Source organism: Janibacter sp. YB324 (assembly GCF_014217915.1).
GTDB classification, from domain to species: domain Bacteria; phylum Actinomycetota; class Actinomycetes; order Actinomycetales; family Dermatophilaceae; genus Janibacter; species Janibacter indicus.
On sequence record NZ_CP060120.1, the window covers coordinates 1505365 to 1524111 of the forward strand.

General features: G+C 72.0%; 22 protein-coding genes and 1 pseudogene. 16 read left to right on the forward strand and 7 right to left on the reverse strand.

Translation table 11 applies throughout. The features are described from left to right. Positions 1 to 12: 12 nt before the first annotated feature. Positions 13 to 777 carry an MFS transporter gene (locus H7A72_RS07230; protein WP_185222115.1) on the reverse strand — a complete coding sequence of 255 codons (765 nt, stop codon included), beginning with the start codon at positions 775 to 777 and terminating at the stop codon, positions 13 to 15. 98 nt (positions 778 to 875) lie between these two features. Between H7A72_RS07230 and H7A72_RS07235 the strand changes: the two genes are divergently transcribed. After that, on the forward strand, positions 876 to 1241 hold the full coding sequence (locus H7A72_RS07235) for a VOC family protein (protein WP_072624505.1): 366 nt from the start codon (positions 876 to 878) through the stop codon (positions 1239 to 1241). 44 nt (positions 1242 to 1285) lie between these two features. Here the strand turns inward: H7A72_RS07235 and H7A72_RS07240 are convergent, their stop codons facing one another. The 4 genes and pseudogenes from H7A72_RS07240 to H7A72_RS07250 all read right to left on the reverse strand — a co-directional run bounded on the left by H7A72_RS07240 (position 1286) and on the right by H7A72_RS07250 (position 4440). Next, entirely contained in the window at positions 1286 to 2539 is a 1254-nt protein-coding gene (locus tag H7A72_RS07240) for a NupC/NupG family nucleoside CNT transporter (protein WP_185222116.1), read from the reverse strand. Positions 2540 to 2585: 46 nt separating this feature from the next. Then, positions 2586 to 2900, reverse strand: a complete 315-nt coding sequence (locus H7A72_RS16635) for an MOSC domain-containing protein (RefSeq protein ID WP_223277825.1) — start codon at positions 2898 to 2900, stop codon at positions 2586 to 2588. 199 nt (positions 2901 to 3099) lie between these two features. Continuing rightward, positions 3100 to 3309, reverse strand: a pseudogene (locus tag H7A72_RS17130) (MOSC N-terminal beta barrel domain-containing protein); the annotation flags it as partial. 24 nt (positions 3310 to 3333) lie between these two features. Then, positions 3334 to 4440: a sterol desaturase family protein gene (locus H7A72_RS07250; RefSeq protein ID WP_223277826.1), complete on the reverse strand. Its 1107-nt coding sequence runs from the start codon at positions 4438 to 4440 to the stop codon at positions 3334 to 3336. A gap of 144 nt (positions 4441 to 4584) precedes the next feature. Between H7A72_RS07250 and thrS the strand changes: the two genes are divergently transcribed. Then, entirely contained in the window at positions 4585 to 6633 is a 2049-nt protein-coding gene (gene thrS, locus H7A72_RS07255) for a threonine--tRNA ligase (RefSeq protein WP_185222119.1), read from the forward strand. Between the two features lie 97 nt (positions 6634 to 6730). Beyond that, on the forward strand, positions 6731 to 7195 hold the full coding sequence (locus H7A72_RS07260) for a GNAT family N-acetyltransferase (protein WP_185222120.1): 465 nt from the start codon (positions 6731 to 6733) through the stop codon (positions 7193 to 7195). Between the two features lie 2 nt (positions 7196 to 7197). Here the strand turns inward: H7A72_RS07260 and H7A72_RS07265 are convergent, their stop codons facing one another. After that, positions 7198 to 7905, reverse strand: coding sequence for a DUF6882 domain-containing protein (locus H7A72_RS07265; RefSeq protein WP_185222121.1), 708 nt, complete (start codon positions 7903 to 7905; stop codon positions 7198 to 7200). 80 nt (positions 7906 to 7985) lie between these two features. Between H7A72_RS07265 and H7A72_RS07270 the strand changes: the two genes are divergently transcribed. The 6 genes from H7A72_RS07270 to H7A72_RS07295 all read left to right on the forward strand — a co-directional run bounded on the left by H7A72_RS07270 (position 7986) and on the right by H7A72_RS07295 (position 12198). Then, positions 7986 to 8546, forward strand: a complete 561-nt coding sequence (locus tag H7A72_RS07270; protein WP_185222122.1) for an HIT domain-containing protein — start codon at positions 7986 to 7988, stop codon at positions 8544 to 8546. 73 nt (positions 8547 to 8619) lie between these two features. Beyond that, positions 8620 to 9258 carry a phosphatidylinositol phosphate synthase gene (gene pgsA, locus H7A72_RS07275; protein WP_185222123.1) on the forward strand — a complete coding sequence of 213 codons (639 nt, stop codon included), beginning with the start codon at positions 8620 to 8622 and terminating at the stop codon, positions 9256 to 9258. After that, a complete protein-coding gene (locus H7A72_RS07280) occupies positions 9255 to 10202 on the forward strand; it encodes a phosphatidylinositol mannoside acyltransferase (protein ID WP_223277827.1) in 948 nt (315 codons plus the stop codon). Before pgsA ends, H7A72_RS07280 begins: the two co-directional genes overlap by 4 nt. After that, positions 10199 to 11410, forward strand: a complete 1212-nt coding sequence (locus H7A72_RS07285) for a glycosyltransferase family 4 protein (protein ID WP_185222124.1) — start codon at positions 10199 to 10201, stop codon at positions 11408 to 11410. The genes H7A72_RS07280 and H7A72_RS07285 overlap by 4 nt, the downstream gene beginning before the upstream one ends. Beyond that, positions 11398 to 11970 carry a hypothetical protein gene (locus H7A72_RS07290; RefSeq protein ID WP_185222125.1) on the forward strand — a complete coding sequence of 191 codons (573 nt, stop codon included), beginning with the start codon at positions 11398 to 11400 and terminating at the stop codon, positions 11968 to 11970. The genes H7A72_RS07285 and H7A72_RS07290 overlap by 13 nt, the downstream gene beginning before the upstream one ends. A gap of 27 nt (positions 11971 to 11997) precedes the next feature. Continuing rightward, complete coding sequence (locus H7A72_RS07295; RefSeq protein ID WP_185222126.1) at positions 11998 to 12198, forward strand: hypothetical protein; 201 nt, start codon at positions 11998 to 12000, stop codon at positions 12196 to 12198. Between the two features lie 8 nt (positions 12199 to 12206). Here the strand turns inward: H7A72_RS07295 and H7A72_RS07300 are convergent, their stop codons facing one another. Next, complete coding sequence (locus H7A72_RS07300; RefSeq protein ID WP_185222127.1) at positions 12207 to 13541, reverse strand: aminotransferase class I/II-fold pyridoxal phosphate-dependent enzyme; 1335 nt, start codon at positions 13539 to 13541, stop codon at positions 12207 to 12209. 125 nt (positions 13542 to 13666) lie between these two features. On the opposite strand from H7A72_RS07300, the gene pdxS reads away from it, so the two are divergent. The 7 genes from pdxS (at position 13667) to yajC (ending at position 18747) form a co-directional block, all read left to right on the forward strand. Continuing rightward, entirely contained in the window at positions 13667 to 14566 is a 900-nt protein-coding gene (gene pdxS / locus H7A72_RS07305) for a pyridoxal 5'-phosphate synthase lyase subunit PdxS (protein WP_185222128.1), read from the forward strand. After that, complete coding sequence (gene pdxT / locus H7A72_RS07310; protein ID WP_185222129.1) at positions 14563 to 15165, forward strand: pyridoxal 5'-phosphate synthase glutaminase subunit PdxT; 603 nt, start codon at positions 14563 to 14565, stop codon at positions 15163 to 15165. The genes pdxS and pdxT overlap by 4 nt, the downstream gene beginning before the upstream one ends. Positions 15166 to 15209: 44 nt before the next feature. Beyond that, positions 15210 to 15971 carry a YebC/PmpR family DNA-binding transcriptional regulator gene (locus H7A72_RS07315; RefSeq protein ID WP_185222130.1) on the forward strand — a complete coding sequence of 254 codons (762 nt, stop codon included), beginning with the start codon at positions 15210 to 15212 and terminating at the stop codon, positions 15969 to 15971. 84 nt (positions 15972 to 16055) lie between these two features. Beyond that, on the forward strand, positions 16056 to 16589 hold the full coding sequence (gene ruvC / locus H7A72_RS07320; RefSeq protein ID WP_072624520.1) for a crossover junction endodeoxyribonuclease RuvC: 534 nt from the start codon (positions 16056 to 16058) through the stop codon (positions 16587 to 16589). Further along, positions 16586 to 17182 (forward strand): Holliday junction branch migration protein RuvA, encoded by a 597-nt coding sequence (gene ruvA, locus H7A72_RS07325; protein ID WP_185222131.1) that lies wholly within the window; start codon positions 16586 to 16588, stop codon positions 17180 to 17182. The genes ruvC and ruvA overlap by 4 nt, the downstream gene beginning before the upstream one ends. Beyond that, on the forward strand, positions 17179 to 18303 hold the full coding sequence (ruvB, locus tag H7A72_RS07330; protein ID WP_223277828.1) for a Holliday junction branch migration DNA helicase RuvB: 1125 nt from the start codon (positions 17179 to 17181) through the stop codon (positions 18301 to 18303). The genes ruvA and ruvB overlap by 4 nt, the downstream gene beginning before the upstream one ends. Positions 18304 to 18444: 141 nt before the next feature. Beyond that, complete coding sequence (gene yajC, locus H7A72_RS07335) at positions 18445 to 18747, forward strand: preprotein translocase subunit YajC (RefSeq protein WP_185222132.1); 303 nt, start codon at positions 18445 to 18447, stop codon at positions 18745 to 18747.

Genomic DNA, 18747 nt, shown 5'->3' on the forward strand with positions numbered 1-18747 from the left:
TCGTCGCCGTGGTCAGCCCCGGGTCCGGAGAAGGACCGCCGCGCTCGACATGACGACGCCCGAGGCGGTGACGAAGGGCTTGCGCAGGCCGATCCGGTCGGACCAGATGCCGGCGACGACCGCGGAGACGATGAGGCACGCGGCGTAGAGCAGGGTGAGCACGAGGACGCCGAGCTCGGGGTCGGCGACGCCGACGGCATCGGTGAGGAAGAAGAGCAAGTACATCGTGCAGATCGAGTTGGCGACCGTCGCGAGGAAGCGCGTGGCCCAGGCCCACGCGAAGTCGGGATGGCGTCGCGGCGAGATCCAGAAGCCGGCGAGGAACTGCCGCACGGGCGTCCTCGGGAGGTGGCCGCGGGGGAGTGGCCGGTCGAGGGAGCGCAGCACGAAGGGGGTGACCGCGGCGACCGCGAGCACGGCCAGGACGAGGTTGGCGCCGGTGGTGCCGGAGACGAGGGTCGCGACCCCGGTGCCGACGACGATGCCGAGGGTCTGGGTCATGCCGACGACGCCGCTCACGAGCCCGCGCTGCTCGACGGGGACGAGATCGGGCACGGCGGCGGTGAGCGCGGCGAGGGTGCCGTTGAGCCCGGCCTGGACGAGGCACCAGCCGAGGATCATGACGGGGACCGACCCGGCCGCGGCGAGGACGACGAGGCCGAGGCGGGCGATCCATCCGGGCGGGACCGGTGTCGTCGGGTCCGCGAAGGGGTCCGGGGCGTCGACGGTGACGCCCGAAGGGGGCTGCATGGCCGCATGCAACTCGTGGGTAGCCACGGGGTCGAGGGTGTCGCGGAGGTGAGGGCGCCGCGGCTGACCGGACCGTTCACCTCGCGGGTGTGGTGGCTGTCACACCGCAGTGCCATGCTCTGCAGATGGCACACGGAGACATCACGCACATCGACATCCCGGTCAGCGACCTCACGGCGGGCGCGGCCTTCTACAGCGGGCTCTTCGGCTGGCAGATCGCCGAGATCCCCGGCTTCGAGGGCTATCCCATGTGGCAGGCCCCCAACCAGATCAGCGGGGGAGGGCTGGCCCCCAGGGGCGAGGGCTTCGAGCATCCTCGCTCCTACGTCGAGGTCGACTCGATCGACGAGGTCCTCGCCAAGGCGACGGAGAGCGGGGGGTCGGTCGTCATGGACAAGGCACCGATCTCGGAGACGAGCTGGTTCGCCGTGCTCGCCGACCCCGACGGCAACCACATCGGGCTCTACGAGGGCACGACCGAGGCGGGCTGAGCACGCCCGGGCTGACCCTGCGCTGGGCTGCGCCCGGCGCAAGGTCAGCCGAGCATGATCCCGGCGATCGTCGCGCTCATGAGGTTGGCCAGGGTCGCGGCAAGGATCGCGCGCATGCCCAGGCTCGCGATGTCCTTGCGGCGGCTCGGGGCCATCGACCCGAGCCCGCCGAGGAGGATGCCGAGCGAGCTGAGGTTGGCGAAGCCGGTGAGCGCGAAGGTGACGATCGCCTGCGTGCGCGGACTGTAGGACTCGACCTCGGGCCCGAAGTTGGTGAAGGCGACGAACTCGTTGACGATGACCTTCTGCCCGAGGAAGGACCCGGCGTCAACGGCCTCGTGCCACGGGACGCCGATCATCAGCATGATCGGCGCGAAGACGTAGCCGATGATCGTCTCGAAGGACAGGTCGGGGTGCCCGAACCAGCCGCCGACCCCGCCGATCATGGCGTTGAGCAGGGCGATGAGCGAGATGAAGGCGAGGAGCATCGCGCCGATGTTGATCGCGAGCTTCGCCCCGTCGGCGGCGCCGGCGGCTGCGGCGTCGATGACGTTGCGGTGCTCGGTGACCTCACCGAGCTCGCTCGGTGTGTGCTTGGCCGCCTCGACCTCGGCCTCGTCGAACTCGGTGCCGGACGCGACGTTGTCCGGCTCCTCGGGCACGAGGATCTTGGCCATGAGCAGGGCGCCGGGTGCGGCCATGAAGCTCGCGGCGATGAGGTAGTCGAGGTCGGCGCCCAGCAGCGAGTAGCCGACGAGGACCGAGCCCGCGACCGACGCCAGTCCACCGACCATGACGGCGAAGAGCCCCGAGCGGGTCAGGCCGGCGACGTAGGGCCGGATGACCAGGGGCGCCTCGGTCTGCCCGAGGAAGATGTTGGCCGCGGCATTGGTGGACTCGGCCTTGCCGGTGCCCAGGACCCGCTGCAGGCCGCCGCCGAGCACCCGCACGACGACCTGGAGCCAGCCCAGGTGGAAGAGCACACCGGTGAGCGAGGCGAAGAAGACGACGACGGGCAGCACCTGCAGGGCGAAGACGACGCCCTCGTCGGGCAGCAGCGGGCCGAAGAGGAAGCTGATCCCCTCGGTCGCCGAGTCGATGACGGATTGGAAGCCGTCGGAGGCCCACCGCAGCGCGGTCCGGCCCCACGGGACGAAGAGCACGAGCGCCCCGAAGCCGACCTGGATCGCCAGCGCCGGCAGCACCGTCCGCAGCCGGATCGCGCGACGGTTGGTCGACAGCGCGGCGGCGATGAGGAGCAGGCCGAGCATGCCGCCCAGGCCCCAGATGACGTGCATGGTCGTGCCTCTCGTGGGTGCGCCGTGGTGTGCCCCGCCCACACTCTCAGATCAGGGCGACGGGGTCCTCTCGACGCACCACGCCCGGGGTGACGACGTCGGCGTCGATGCCGAAGGGCACCTCGCCCTCCGGTCGGTCGCGGCGCGCCAGCGTGTGCAGGTGCCTCGTGTCCAGCTCACCGGTCTCGGTGTTGATGTCGACGACCCGGCAGCGGGGGACCGCACCACGCACCCGCACCACGGCCTCGCCCAGGCGCAGCAGGCTGCCCGGTTCGGGGTCGCGGTCGGCCGCGATCGTCAGCGTCGCGCGGAACCGCGCATCCTGCACCTCGCCGAGCTCGCGCAGGGCGCCGGTGGTCACGATGCTGACCGACCCGCCGTAGACGACCTCGCCCGCGGACCGGATGCCGGCCAGGCGGACCGGGCGGTCGAGGTGTTCCCCCGAGGAGCTCGGCGTGGTCCGAGGTCATGACCTCGAGCCGAGCAGGTCGCCCCCAGTAGTCCGCCTCGACGACGTCCCCGGTGGGCACGGGCTCGCCGACGACCGTCCCTCCCTTCGGCGTGGTGACGGTGAGGACCGCGCCGTCCCGGGCCGCGGAGACGAGCACCATCGTGGGGTTCTCCACGGTGCGCAGCACCCGGTCCTCGTCGACCTCGAGCAGGCAGAACAGCCGATCACCGAGCGGTCCCGACGGGTCGAGCCGGAGGTGGTCGAGGTCTGCGTGGCGGGCGCCCTTGAGCGGGGTGAGGCCGATCCGGGTGATGTGCACGTCGGCCAGTCAACCAGCAGCGGCCTAGGCCACGTGACGGTCGTACTCGCGGTCCCCTCGGAAGGGCATGAGGTGCTGCTCGACGATGCCCTCCGGCACGGTCTCGAGCCGCAGCACGCCGTACTCCTCCGGCCAGCTGCCGTCACGCGGAAGCTTGAAGCTGCCCATGAGCATGTCGACCACCGGCAGGTGGATCGCGTAGTTGCGGTCCCAGTAGTCGAGGTGCCGGGCGTGGTGCCAGTGGTGGTAGCGCGGCAGCACGACGAGGTACTCGAGCCAGCCGAAGCGGACACCGATGTTGGCGTGGGCCACGACGGCCTGGAGACCGACGATGATGACGTAGGCGTTCATGGCCGGCGTCGAGAAGCCGAGGACCATCAGCGGCAGCAGGACGATGCTGCGGGTGAGCACCGTCTCGGCGAGGTGGACGCGGGAGCCGGCGAGCCAGTCGAGGTCGCGGCTGGAGTGGTGCACCGCGTGGAAGCGCCACAGGCTCGTGACCCGGTGGTAGGCGCGGTGGAGCACGGCCTGGGCGAGGTCGGCGACGAAGACGGCGAGCAGGACCTGCAGCCACAGGGGCAGGCCGACGACCAGCTCCTTGACCGGGTCGACCGCGATGGCGGCGGCGACCGTCGTCGTCGACGTCGTGACGACGATGAGGATCAGCTGGACGAGGACGTGGCTGAGGAAGAAGTAGCAGACGTCGGTGCGCCAGCCCCGGCGCAGCACGGGGTGCGGCCGGTGGGCGAGGCAGCGCTCGAGCGGGATGAAGACGAGCGCGGAGAAGACGAGCGAGAGGATGAACCAGTCGACCCCGAGCGACCACGGGGTCGGCTCGATCTCGCCGAGCGGGATCGAGGAGCCACCCAGGAGCACGGCCACCGTGGCCGCGACGACACCGGTGAAGGCGATGGGCCGTCGCTGCCCGGCGAGCACGGCGACCGTGCCGATGACGAAGGCCCCGATGATGCCGACGAGCAGCAGGCCACGAGCAAACCCCGAGGTGTAGACGGGGCGGAACTCCTGGCTCGTGAGCAGCTCGGGGAAGTGGAAGCACAGCACGGCGAGCAGGCTGAGCACGCCGAACCAGCAGGCGGTGTGCGGGAGCAGTCGAGCGTCCTTGGTGAGCATGACTCGAAGGTAGGGACGACGAAGGGGGTGGCACATGGGCTCTGGTACTCAGCGGGGGAATGCGTTGGGGGCCGCCCCCTTCGCGGGGATAGAGTTCGTCGGGTGCCCGGCCGGGCACCGCGAACCGTCCCACAGGAGCCACCCGTGTCTGCCCAGATCACCATCAACGTCGCCGGAGACGAGCGATCGGTGGACCAGGGCACTACTGCCGCGGACGTCTTCGAGGGCGACCGGGCCGTGCTCGTAGCCCGGGTCAACGGCGAGCTGCGGGACCTCGCGCACGAGCTCGCCCAGGGCGATGTCGTCGAGCCGGTCACGGCGCAGGAGCAGGACGGCCTCGACGTGCTGCGGCACTCCACGGCCCACGTCCTGGCCCAGGCCGTGCAGCAGATCAACCCCTCCGCCAAGCTCGGCATCGGCCCGCCGATCCGCGACGGCTTCTACTACGACTTCGACGTCGAGGAGCCCTTCACCCCCGAGGACCTCAAGGCCCTCGACAAGGCGATGCAGCGGATCATCAACGAGGGCCAGACCTTCGTTCGCCGCGAGATCAGCGACGACGACGCGCTCGTCGAGCTGGCCGGCGAGCCCTACAAGTGCGAGCTCATCGGCCTCAAGGGCGGCGCCTCCGAGGACGCTGCGGAGGGCGCCTCGGTCGAGGTGGGCGGCGCCCAGCTGACGATCTACGACAACGTCCGCCGCGACGGCACCCGTGCCTGGGGTGACCTGTGCCGCGGCCCGCACGTGCCGAGCACCAAGGTCATCGGCAATGCCTACAAGATCATGCGCAGCGCCGCGGCCTACTGGCGCGGCAGCGAGAAGAACCCGCAGCTGCAGCGCGTCTACGGCACGGCCTGGCCGACCAAGGACGAGCTGAAGGCCTATCTCGACCGCCTCGCGGAGGCCGAGAAGCGCGACCACCGCAAGCTCGGCCGCGAGCTCGACCTCTACTCCTTCCCCGACGAGATCGGTTCCGGCCTGCCCGTCTTCCACCCCAAGGGCGGGGTCATCAAGCGCGAGATGGAGGACTACGTCCGCCAGCGGCACATCGAGGAGGGCTTCGAGTACGTCGGGACCCCCCACATCGCCAAGGAGGGGCTCTTCCACACCTCCGGCCACCTCCCGTACTACGGCGAAGGCATGTATCCCCCCTTCGACGTCGACGGCATGGACTACCGCCTCAAGGCGATGAACTGCCCCATGCACAACCTCATCTACCGCAGCAAGCAGCGCTCCTACCGCGAGCTGCCGCTGCGGCTCTTCGAGTTCGGGCACGTCTACCGCCACGAGAAGTCCGGCGTCATCCACGGCCTGACCCGGGTGCGCGGCTTCGCGCAGGACGACAGCCACTCCTACGTCACCAAGGAGCAGGCGCCCGACGAGATCCGTCACCTGCTCGACTTCATCCTCGGGCTGCTGCGCGACTTCGGTCTCGACGACTTCTACCTCGAGCTGTCGACCCGCGACGAAGGGGGCGACAAGAGCTCGAAGTTCATCGGCAGCGATGAGGACTGGGCCGAGGCGACGTCCGTCCTCGAGCAGGTGTGCTCCGAGACCGGTCTCGAGCTCGTGCCCGACCCGGGCGGCGCGGCCTACTACGGCCCCAAGGTGTCGGTGCAGGCTCGTGACGCGATCGGCCGCACCTGGCAGATGAGCACGATCCAGTACGACTTCAACCAGCCGTCCGCGGACCGCTTCGCGCTCGAGTACCAGGCGGCCGACGGCTCCCGTCAGCAGCCGGTGATGATCCACTCGGCGAAGTTCGGCTCGACCGAGCGCTTCATCGGTGTGCTCGTCGAGCACTACGCCGGCGCCTTCCCGGTGTGGCTCTCGCCCGTCCAGGTGCTAGGTGTGCCGGTCGCCGAGGAGTACAACGACTACCTCTGGGACGTGCTGCAGCAGATGCGGGCGCAGGGGATCCGGGTCGAGCTCGACGAGAGCGACGACCGCTTCCCGAAGAAGATCCGCAATGCGAGCAAGTCCAAGGTGCCCTTCACTCTCATCGCCGGCGAGGAGGACCGCAGCAACAACGCCGTCTCCTTCCGCTACCGCGACGGGTCCCAGGAAAACGGGCTGCCGATCGAGACCGCGATCGCGCGCGTCCTCGCGGCCGTCGAGGCCAAGGACCAGGTGATGTCGGCGCCGAGCCTGACCAACCCCGGCCCGGACGCCGCGCCCGCCGGCACGATCTGAGGGATCGAGCCCACCGGAGGCTGCATTGCCCTACGGCAATGCAGCCTCCGGGCCGCGTTTCCCTAAAGAAATGCTCGTTCTTGGTTATGTTGCGGGCATGACGACGCGGATCCGCCCGATCGAGCGCGACGACGCGCTCTCGCTCGGCGCGCTGCGCCTCCAGCAGGACCGTGAGGCCGGGCGCACGCCACGGCCCGGCTTCCTCACCGAGTATGCCGATGCCCTCCTGGCCGACTTCGCCGCGCAGCGGGGCTGGATCGCGGAGGAGCCCGACGGTCGCCCGGTCGGGTGCGTCCTCGTCCACCCGGTGCGCAAGCTGCCGACGCTGAGCCACCCCGGGCGGCCGGAGTGGTGGTACGTCCAGCAGGTCTTCGTCACCGCCGACCGACGCCGCGAGGGGCTGGGCCGGCGCCTGCTGCACGCGGTGCAGGAGGCGGCGACCGCCGAGCGGGTGCGCTTCGTGCGGCTCAACTCGAGCGACGCGGGGCGACCGCTCTTCGACGCCACCGGCTTCGGCGACCCGACCGGCCGGCTGCGCGAGTGGACCCCGCCGCGGGCCTGACCTCAGCCCGCGGCGCCCTGCAGGCTCATGCTCGCGTTGGTGATGCGCTGGCGGTCGTCGAGGCTGAACGTGACCGACCCGGTCTCGTCGGACAGCACGAGCTGCTGCCCCTGGTCGTCGACCGAGAAGCCTTCGCGGTGCTCCGCGAGACCCAGCACGGCCGAGCGGTGGTCGGTGATGATGCCGCTGGTGAGCACCGGCTCGATGCGCGAGGCGACCTGCATGAGGCTCGGCTCGGGCACGTCGATGCCCTCGAGCATCATGACGAGTCGGGTGCCGCCGTCGGCATTCACCGTGTAGTAGGGGGAGAGGCGCGTCGCCTCGACGCCCACGCAGGCCGCGAGGTGGCCCAGGTGGGCCGTCGTCCCCGCGATGTCGTCGCCGGCGTCGAAGGGCAGCTCCGGCGAGGTGAGGTCGGTGATGCCGAAGCGCTCTCCGAGCTCCTTGACCCGGCCGGCCACCTCGCCGCCACCCTGGGGGTGCGCCCAGCCCCAGAGCAACGACTTCGGCCCAGGGGCGACCGAGGCGATGAGGTGGGAGCGGGCGGTGAGGGTGCGCTCGGCGCCGACGAACTGCAGCGTCCCCTCCTGCAGGTCGCCGGCGATCTGGTGATCGCCGACCTGCTCCTCGAGCGTCTCGGCGAGCAGCGTCTGGCGGAGGGTGGCGTAGTAGGCGGCGCGGTTGGCGACATTTTGCAGTCCTGGGTGCATGTCGCCATCCTGCCGCGACCCGACCTCGTGGCGAAGGGGGAGAACTCCCCTTCGCCGTGGGGCGTGACAGGATCGGGCCCATGACGCAGCACGACCACCCGACCGAGGACGATCGCTCCCTCGTGGGCGTGCCCGATGGCTTCGACCGGCTGTGGACGCCCCACCGGATGGCCTACGTGACGGGGGAGCGGCCCAGCGACGAGGCCGGGGACGGCTGCCCCTTCTGCGTCGCTCCCGACAAGGACGACGCCGAGGGCCTCATCGTCCACCGGGGCGAAACCTGCTTCGTCGTCATGAACCTCTTTCCCTACAACGCCGGTCACGTCCTCGTCTGCCCCTACCGGCACGTCTCGCTCTACATCGACCTCACCGACGAGGAGACCCTGGAGTTCACCGCCCTGACCAAGGCGGCGATCCGGGCGCTGCAGGCCAGCTCCAACCCGCACGGCTTCAACCTCGGCATGAACCAGGGCGCCGTCGCCGGGGCGGGCGTCGCGGCCCACCTGCACCAGCACGTCATCCCGCGGTGGGGCGGCGACATGAACTTCCTGCCGATCGTCGCGCAGACCAAGGCGCTGCCGATCCTCCTCGAGGACGCGCGCGCCGCCCTGGCGGTGGCCTGGCCGGACGCCGGCAGCTGAGCCGACGGGGCCTGCATCACACTCCGGTGCGCCGTCAGGAGCACCGGCCCCGCGCAGTTACGCTTGACCCGCCATGCTCAACCGATACGCGCGCGCAGCCGTCACCCGGATCCTCACCCCGGTGGCGCGCCTGCTGCTCCGCCTGGGCATCAGCCCAGACGTCGTCACCATCCTCGGCACGCTCGGCGTCTGCCTCGGGGCGCTCGTCTTCTTCCCGCGGGGTCAGCTGCTCGTCGGTGTCCTGGTCATCACCGCCTTCGTCTTCTCCGACACCATCGACGGGATCATGGCGCGCGAGCTCGGGCACTCGAGCAAGTGGGGCGCCTTCCTCGACTCCACGCTCGACCGCATCGGCGACGCGGCGATCTTCTCCGGCCTGACGATCTGGTACTTCCAGGGTGGTGACGACCGGCTCAAGGCCTGGCTCGCTCTCGCCTGCCTCGTCCTCGGCAGCGTCGTCTCCTACGCCCGCGCCCGGGCCGAGGGCCTGGGCATGCGGGCCGATGTCGGCATCGCCGAGCGAGCCGACCGGTTGGTGGCTGCGCTCGTGACGACCGGTCTCGTCGGGCTGGGCCTGCCCGAGATCGTCCTCACGGTGGTGCTCGGCCTGCTCGCCGTCGCGAGCTTCGTCACGATCCTCCAGCGGGTCCTCCTCGTGCGCCAGCAGGTCATCGCCGCAGAGGCCGCCGGAACCACACCCTCGGGACCGTGACCCGGCTGCGGCAGCGCGCCACCGTCCTCGCCTTCCTCCTGGCCTGGCGGGTGCTGCGGCTGCTGCCGACCCGCGCGGCCTACGCGCTCTTCGACCTCGCCGCCGACCGGACCGTGGCGGGCAACGGCAGCTCCGTCCAGCGGCTGCGGGCCAACTACGCCCGGGTGCGTCCGGAGCTGGGGCCGCAGGAGCTCGAGGCGCTCGTGGCCGAGGGGGTGCGAGCCTCCCTTCGCTACTACGTCGAGGCCTTCCGGCTGCCGTCCGTGAGCGGCACCGACGTCGACTCCCTCGTGCGCTTCGAGGGCGCCTTGCCCGAGCTGAAGTCGCACCTGCTCGCCGGGCGACCGGTGCTGGCCTTCCTCGGCCACACCGGCAACTGGGACCTGGCGGGGGTGTGGTGCGCCCGTCACCTCGGCACCGTCGTCACGGTGGCCGAGCGGCTCGAGCCCGAGGAGATGTTCCGGGCCTTCCTCGACTACCGCGAGCAGCTGGGCATGGTCATCCACCCGGCCGAGCGGGGCACCTACGAGCGGCTGCGGGCACAGCTCGCGACGGGGGAGCCGGTCGTCATGCCGCTGCTCGCCGACCGCGATCTGTCGGCGAGCGGGGTCGAGGTCGACCTGTGCGGCCACCGCGCGCGGATGGCAGCCGGTCCGGCAGCCCTGGCCGTCGAGACCGGCCTGCCGCTCTACCCGGTCACCCTGCGGCACGAGCGGGTCGGTCGCCGGTGGGGCATGGTCGTGACGGTCCACGACGCGGTCACCGTCGCGCCCGCCGGCTCGCGCGACGCGGTCGCGCGCACGACCCAGGCCTGCGCCGACGCCTTCGGCAGCGCGATCACCCGGCACACCGCCGACTGGCACATGATGCAGCGGGTCTTCGTCGACGACCTCGACCCCGCACGCGACCGAGCGACCACGACCGCGGACCGGAGCGCCGCGTGAGGGTCGGTCTGGTGAGCCCCTACTCCTTCGACGTGCCCGGGGGAGTGCAGTTCCACATCCGCGACCTCGCCGACTACCTCGCTCGGCACGGTCACGAGCCGTCGGTGCTCGCCCCTGCCGACGAGGGCACCGTCCTGCCCGAGCACGTCGTCCCGGCCGGGCGGGCCGTGCCGATCCGCTACAACGGCTCGACCGCCCGGCTGCTCTTCGGTCCGGTCGCGTCGGCCCGCGTGGGCCGGTGGCTCGAGGAAGGCGACTTCGACGTCGTGCACATCCACGAGCCGCTCGCGCCCAGCCTGTCGGTGCTCGCGCTGTGGGCGGCCACGAGCCCCGTCGTCGCCACCTTCCACACCTCCAACGTCCGCTCACGCGTCATGCAGGCCGCCTACCCGCTCCTGCGGCCGTCGTTGGAGAAGATCCACGGGCGCATCGCCGTCTCCGAGGACGCGCGGCGCACGGTCACCACCCACATCGGTGGGGACGCCGTCGTGATCCCCAACGGCGTCGACACCAGCGCCTTCGCCCGCGCCGAGCGTGACCCGCGGTGGACCGGCGCGCCCGGACGCCCGACGATCGTCTTCCTCGGTCGGATCGACGAGCCGCGCAAGGGTCTGCCGGTCCTCGCCGAGGCGATGCCCGCGGTCCTCGACACCGTGCCCGGTGCGCGGCTGCTCGTCGTCGGCCCCGGGAGCGCCGAGGCGGCCCGGGCCAAGCTGCCCGAGGGGGTCGCGGCGGCCACCGAGTTCCTCGGAGCCCTGTCCGACGAGGACAAGGCATCGGCCCTGGCGTCCGCCGACCTCTACATCGCGCCCCACACCGGGGGAGAGAGCTTCGGGATCGTCCTCGTCGAGGCCATGGCGGCCGGCGCACCCGTCCTCGCCAGCGACCTGGCGGCCTTCCAGAGGGTCCTCGACGCGGGGCGCGCCGGTATGGCCGGAGCCCTCTTCGCGAGCGAGCGCCCCGAGGACCTCGCCGCCCGGATCGTCGAGCTGCTCGGCGACCCAGAGCGACGCGCGACCCTCTCGCGACTGGGGCGGGAGCGCGCGCGGGCCTTCGACTGGGACGTCGTCGCCCGCGAGATCATCGCCGTCTACGAGACCGTCCTCGACGCGGGGCACCCCCGCGAGGTGACCCGGCTGCGGCCGGGACTGGGCCGGATCGGTGACCGCGGGCCGCGTGGCCGGGCAGGAGAGCCATGGAGACCTTGAGCTGGATCGCCCTGACGCTCTGCGTCCTGCTCCTCCTCGCCTGGTACCTCTCCTACAGCGCCGCGCGGCTCGATCGGCTGCACGCCAAGGTCGAGGGCGCCCTGTCGGCCCTCGACGCGCACGTCGTGCGGCGGGCCGAGTCAAGCCTGGAGCTGGCCAACTCCGGTGCCCTCGACCCGGCGACGGGCTTCCTCCTGGCGGCCGCGGCGAGCGAGTCGCTGGAGCGGGTCAACGAGCGCACCTTCGAGGCCGACCTCCTCGAGGGACAGCACTTCGCCGGCCGGGAGTCGGTCGAGAGCGAGCTGACCGAGATCCTGCACGCGGCGCTGCCACCCGAGGTCACCCGCGACATCGAGACGCAGGGGGACCCCGGAGCCGCTGCGCTCGAGCGCGTCCGCGAGGCGGGCCTGCGGGTGCAGCTCGCCCGTCGCTTCCACAACGACGCTGTCAAGGACGTCCAGCGGGTGCGGGCCAAGCGGGTGGTGCGCCTGTTCCGACTGGCCGGCCACGCCGACCTGCCGCAGACCGTGGAGTTCGACGACACGCTCCCGGGAGCCTGAGCGCCGCACAGCCGTCATGATCGGGGCATGTCGTCGCTGGTCCTCGGGGTGCTGTGCTGCCTCCCCCTGCTGCTCGCCGCACTCGTCGCCGCGCTCCTGCTCGCGGTGCGCGGCGAGCGGGCCCGCCGGCCTCCCCTTCGTGGTGGGGCCGGGTACCGACCCGCGGAGACGACACCGGGCCACGTCGAGCCGCCGTCACCGAGCGGGCCCGGCCACCAGCTGCCCTGACGTCGGGCTCAGGCCGTGGCGGTCGCGGCGGCGACGATGTCGTCGGCGAGGGTCGCGGCCGAGGCCTCGTCGAGGTCGTGCCCCGTGAGGCGCAGGTGCTGCGAAGGGGGTGCGCCCTCCGCCAGGCGGAACTCGTCTCCCGTGCGCACCAGCCAGCCACGCCGGGTCAGCCGATCGGCGACCTCCCGTGCCGCGACCGGCAGCGGGACCCACAGGCTGACGCCGTCACCGGGAGAGGTGGGCAGGCCACGCTCGGTGAGCAGCGCGGCGAAGGCGGCATTGCGCTCGGCGTAGTGCTTCCCGGCGCGCTCGATGAGTGCGAGCGCGGAGGGGTCGGTGATCACCGCGTGGGTGATCCGCTGCAGCAGGTGGCTGACCCAGGTGGTCCCGGGGCTCAGGCGCATCTCGAGGCGGGCGGCGGTGTCGGCGTCGCAGGCCGTGACGGCCAGGCACATGTCGGGGCCGACGAACTTCGAGACCGAGCGCACCAGCGCCCAGCGCCGGTGATCGGGGCCGACGATGGAGTGGAAGGGCTGCTGGGACAGGTAGGAGAAGTAGTCGTCCTGGATGACGAGGACGTAGGGGTGGTCGGCGAGCACCTCGCGCAGCGCCGCGGCGCGGGCGGCACTCAGCGAGGAGCCGGTGGGGTTCTGGGCCCGCGGGGTGCACACGACCGCCCGCACCCCCTGGTCGAGGGCGTGGCGCAGCCCCTCGACCGTCATGCCCTCGGCGTCGACCGGGACCGGGACCGCCCGGTAACCGCCGAGCTGGGCGAGATGGATGCTCGCGAGGAAGCACGGGTCCTCGAGCGCCACGGCGTCGTCGCGCAGCAGCGCCTGCGCGAGCAGGCGCTCGACGGCATCGACCGCGCCGCTCGTCAGGGTCAGCCGCACGTCCGAGGCCGGGACCGGCACGTCGGGGGCCATCCAGTCGAGCGCCCACGACCCGAGGTCCCGGTCGATTGTCGGCTCGCCGTAGAGCACGGGGCCGCGATCGGCGACGCTCGCCAGTGCGGGCGCGAGGTCGGGGATGAGGTGCGGATCGGGGTTGCCCGTGCCGACGTCGCGGAGCGCGCCGGCCGCGGCGAAGCCCTCCTGGGGCACCCGGCTGCGTCGCGCCACCCGGGTCCCGGCGCGTCCCTGCGAGACGACGACCCCCGAGCGGGCGAGGTCGCGGTAGGCGGCGACGGCGGTGTTGCGGTTGACGCCGAGCTGCTCGGCGAGGGCACGGACCGGCGGGAGGACCTCGCCGGGGGCCAGGTGGCCGCGCTCGACGAGGCCGCGGACGCTGTCGGCGATCTCGGCCGCGGTGCCGCCGGAGATCTGCGGCGTCTGGGTGCTCATCACGGGTGAGTCTAGGTGGTCCCGACCGCTCTGCGGACGCGGACCGGGACATTGTCCTGTGCCGTGCTACGTTTTGGCCTAGATCAAATGGACGTCGCGACGCGCGGCCCGACGAGGAGCACGACATGACCACCGAGACCCAGACCGAGACCGGCACCGCACGCGTCAAGCGCGGCATGGCCGAGATGCTCAAGGGCGGCGTCATCATGGACGTCGTCACGCCGGAGCAGGCGAAGATCGCCGAGGACGCCGGCGCCGTCGCCGTCATGGCGCTCGAGCGGGTGCCGGCCGACATCCGTGCCCAGGGCGGCGTCTCCCGGATGAGCGACCCCGACATGATCGACGGCATCATCGAGGCCGTCTCGATCCCCGTCATGGCCAAGGCACGCATCGGCCACTTCGTCGAGGCCCAGGTGCTGCAGTCCCTCGGGGTCGACTACATCGACGAGTCCGAGGTCCTCACCCCGGCCGACTACGCCAACCACATCGACAAGTGGAACTTCACCGTCCCCTTCGTCTGCGGGGCCACCAACCTCGGCGAGGCGCTGCGCCGCATCACCGAGGGTGCGGCGATGATCCGCTCGAAGGGGGAGGCCGGCACCGGCGACGTCTCCAACGCCACGACCCACATGCGCCAGATCCGCCAGGAGATCCGCCGCCTCCAGGGGCTGGCGGAGGACGAGCTCTACGTCGCGGCCAAGGAGCTGCAGGCCCCCTTCGAGCTGGTCAAGGAGGTCGCGACGGCGGGCAGGCTCCCGGTCGTCCTCTTCACCGCCGGTGGCATCGCCACCCCGGCCGACGCCGCGATGATGATGCAGCTGGGCGCCGAGGGAGTCTTCGTCGGCTCCGGGATCTTCAAGTCCGGCAACCCTGCACAGCGCGCCGAGGCGATCGTCCGGGCGACGACCTTCTTCGACGACCCCGACACCCTGGCCAAGGTCTCCCGCGGGCTCGGTGAGGCGATGGTCGGGATCAACGTCGACGAGCCGGCCCGCTCGATCCAGTTCGCCGAGCGCGGCTGGTGACGACACCCACCGTCGGCGTCCTCGCCGTCCAGGGCGACGTGCGGGAGCACCGGGCCGCGCTCGAGGCGGCGGGAGCGAGGACGATCGCGGTCCGCCGACCCGAGGAGGTGGAGCGGGTCGACGGACTCGTCCTGCCCGGCGGGGAATCGACGACCATCGACAAGCTCACCCGGGTCTTCGGGCTGCGGGACCCCCTTCGCTCCCGCATCGCGGAGGGGCTGCCGGTCTACGGCAGCTGCGCCGGGATGATCCTGCTCGCCGACCGTCTGCTCGACGGGCACCCGCAGCAGCAGACCCTCGGCGGTCTCGACATCACGGTGCGGCGCAATGCCTTCGGCCGTCAGGTCGACTCCCACGAGACCGATCTCGAGGTGGCCGGCCTCGCCGGCGGACCGGTGCGCGCGGTCTTCATCCGCGCTCCGTGGGTCGAGCAGGCCGGTCCCGACGTCGAGGTGCTCGCGAGCATCGAGGCGAAGGGGGAGTCCCGTCCCGTCGTCGTGCGGCAGGGGCACCTGCTGGCCACGAGCTTCCACCCCGAGGTGACCGGGGACCACCGCGTCCACGCGCTCTTCGTCGAGATGGTGCGGCGCGCCGCGTAGGATCGACCCTCGGACCACCTGCCAGCCACATCGAGGAGACCAACGTGTCCGGCCACTCCAAGTGGGCAACCACGAAGCACAAGAAGGCGGCGATCGACGCCAAGCGCGGCAAGCTCTTCGCCAAGCTGATCAAGAACATCGAGGTCGCGGCGCGCACCGGTGGCGGCGACCCCACCGGCAACCCCACGCTCTACGACGCGATCCAGAAGGCGAAGAAGAGCTCGGTCCCCAATGACAACATCGACCGCGCCGTCAAGCGCGGCTCGGGCGCCGAGGCCGGTGGCGCCGACTGGGAGAACATCACCTACGAGGGCTACGCCCCCGGTGGTGTCGCCATCCTCATCGAGTGCCTCACCGACAACAAGAACCGCGCCGCCACCGAGGTGCGCACGGCCCTGTCGCGCAACGGCGGCAACCTCGCCGACCCCAACTCGGTCGCCTACCTCTTCAACCGCAAGGGCGTCGTCATGGTGCCCAAGGCGGAGAAGAGCGAGGACGACCTGCTCGAGATCGTGCTCGAGGCCGGCGCCGAGGAGATCAACGACTTCGGCGACTCGTGGCAGATCGTGTCCGAGGCGACCGACTTCGTCGCCGTCCGCACCGCGCTGCAGGAGGCCGGCGTCGACTACGACTCGGCCGAGGCCTCCTTCCTGCCGAGCATGCAGGTCCCGCTCGACAAGGACGGCGCCAAGAAGATGATCCGCGTCGTCGAAGCCCTCGAGGACAGCGACGACGTCCAGGACGTCTTCACCAACGGCGACATCTCCGACGAGGTCCTCGCCGAGCTCGAGGCCGACGACTCCTGACCCGGCGTGTCGGCGGCGCCGGGTGCGCCGCCGACACGTAACCTCGACCAGAACACGTGTTCGAGTCGATCCCAGGAGGCCACGGTGCGAGTGCTCGGCGTGGACCCCGGGCTGACCCGGTGCGGCCTGGGGGTCGTCGAGGGCGAGGCCCGCGCCCTGCGCATGGTCGCGGTCGGCGTGGTGCGGACCTCGAGCGAGCGGTCCACCGGTGACCGTCTGGCCTACGTCCAGGACGAGCTCGACGCCTGGCTCGACCGCTTCGAGCCCGATGCGATCGCCCTCGAGCGCGTCTACGCCGCGGACCACGTGCCCACGGTCATGACGACCGCCCAGGTCAGCGGGCTGGTCCACCTCGCCGGGGCCCGACGGGGGCTGCCGGTCACACTGCACACGCCCACCGAGGTCAAGGCAGCCGTCTCCGGCTCCGGCCGGGCAGACAAGGCGCAGATCACGACGATGGTCACCCGCATCCTCTCCCTCTCCGAGGCCCCCCGACCCGCCGACGCGGCCGATGCGCTGGCGCTGGCCATCTGTCACCAGTGGCGGGGCGCCGGCTCGGCCCGCCGGGAGCTCGCAGCGGCGAGCGAGCGGGCGCGTCTGCGGTCGGTCGCCCGATGATCGCCTCGGTCACCGGCGCCGCACGGCACGTCGGGCTCGACCGGGTGGTCGTCGACGTCCACGGCATCGGCCTGCTCGTCCACACCCCACCTGCCGTGGCCGCCTCGGCACGCGTCGGCCAGCCGGTCGAGCTCGCGACGAGCATGATCGTGCGCGAGGACTCGATGACCCTGTACGGGTTCGCCAGCGCCGACGAGCGCGACACCTTCGAGCTGGCCCAGACGGTCACCGGGGTCGGCCCGCGGGTGGCCATGGCGCTGTTGTCCGTGCTCAGCCCCCTCGAGCTGGCGGCCGCGGTCGCGGCCGACGACATCGCGACCCTCACCAAGGTCCCCGGCATCGGCAAGAAGGGTGCCGAGCGCATCGCCCTCGAGCTGCGGGGCAAGCTGCCCGAGGTGCCCGGCGGTGCCGCTGGGGCCGCGGCTGCTGCCGCGCCCGCCGCGGCCTGGCAGGAGCAGGTGTCCGAGGCGCTCGTCGGGCTCGGTTACTCGGCCAAGCAGTCCACCGAGGCCGTGGCCACGGTCGCCGACGAGCACGGCCCGGGTGACGTCTCCGGCGCCCTGCGCGCCGCGCTGCAGGTGCTCGCCCGATGAGTGGTTTCAGCTCCGAGATGCGCGTCGCCGACGACGAGGACCCCCGCGCCGGCGACGGCTCCTACGACGCGACCGCCCGCATCGTCGACGCGGGCGGCACCGACGACGACACCACCGTCGAGGCCGCGCTGCGGCCGCGTCGGCTCGACGAGTTCCCCGGCCAGCCCAAGGTGCGCGACCAGCTCGGTCTCGTGCTCGAGGCCGCCCGACGCCGCGGCGCCCCGCCCGACCACGTGCTGCTGTCCGGGCCGCCCGGGCTGGGCAAGACGACCCTGGCGATGATCGTCGCCGCCGAGCTCGAGCAGCCGATCCGGGTCACCTCGGGCCCGGCGATCCAGCACGCCGGCGACCTGGCCTCGGTGCTCTCCTCGCTCGCCGAGGGCGAGGTGCTCTTCCTCGACGAGATCCACCGCATGTCCCGGCCCGCCGAGGAGATGCTCTACCTGGCGATGGAGGACTTCCGGGTCGACGTCGTCGTCGGCAAGGGCCCGGGCGCGACCGCCATCCCGCTCGAGCTGCCGCCCTTCACCGTCGTCGGGGCGACGACGCGCGCCGGCCTGCTGCCGGCACCCCTGCGCGACCGCTTCGGCTTCACCGGCCACCTCGACTTCTACGAGGTCGCCGACCTCGAGCGGATCCTCGCGCGCAGCGCCCGACTGCTCGGGGTCACGGCCGACGACGACGCCCTGGCCGAGATCGCGCTGCGCTCCCGCGGCACACCCCGCATCGCCAACCGCCTGCTGCGACGGGTCCGTGACTGGGCCCAGGTCCACGGCACCGGGCAGGTCGACGTCAACGCCGCGCAGGCCGCGCTGGCGCTCTTCGACGTCGACGAGGCCGGGCTCGACCGGCTCGACCGGGCCGTGCTCGACGCCCTGTGCCGGCGCTTCGGCGGTGGGCCGGTCGGCCTGTCGACCCTGGCCGTCGCCGTGGGGGAGGAGACCGACACCGTCGAGACCGTCGCCGAGCCCTATCTCGTGCGTCAGGGCTACATCGTCCGCAGCCCGCGCGGCCGCATCGCCACCCCGGCGGCCTGGCAGCACCTCGGGCTCACGCCACCAGCGGGGGAGCAGGTGGGCCTCCCCTTCGTCGACGGCCCCGACACCGGTCGACTCGGCTGAGCCCACGACGGAACCCCACGCCCCGCCGTGTCCGTTGGTGAGGGCAACAGCGCTGACCTAGACTCGGCCACTGGCTCGGGAGACCCCGAGCCACTGCGACGTCAGCCGACCGACCAGTCCCGACCCAGGAAGTCCGCACCCATGAACCAAGGCTCGCAGACCGCCAGCCTGATCCTGCTGATCCTCCCGCTCGTCCTCATCGGCTTCATGCTGTGGAGTGCGCGGCGTCGGCAGAGGACCCTCGCGGACTTCTCCGCCTCCCTGCAGGTCGGGGAAGAGGTCGTGACGACCTCGGGCATCTTCGGGCGGATCACCGAGGTCGAGGACGACCGGGTGCGCCTCGAGGCCGCCCCGGGCGTCGTGCTCACCCTCGACCGACGCGCCATCGGCGCCAAGGTCGCGCCGGGCGGGGACGTCACCACCGACACCGACGGGCGGGACTGA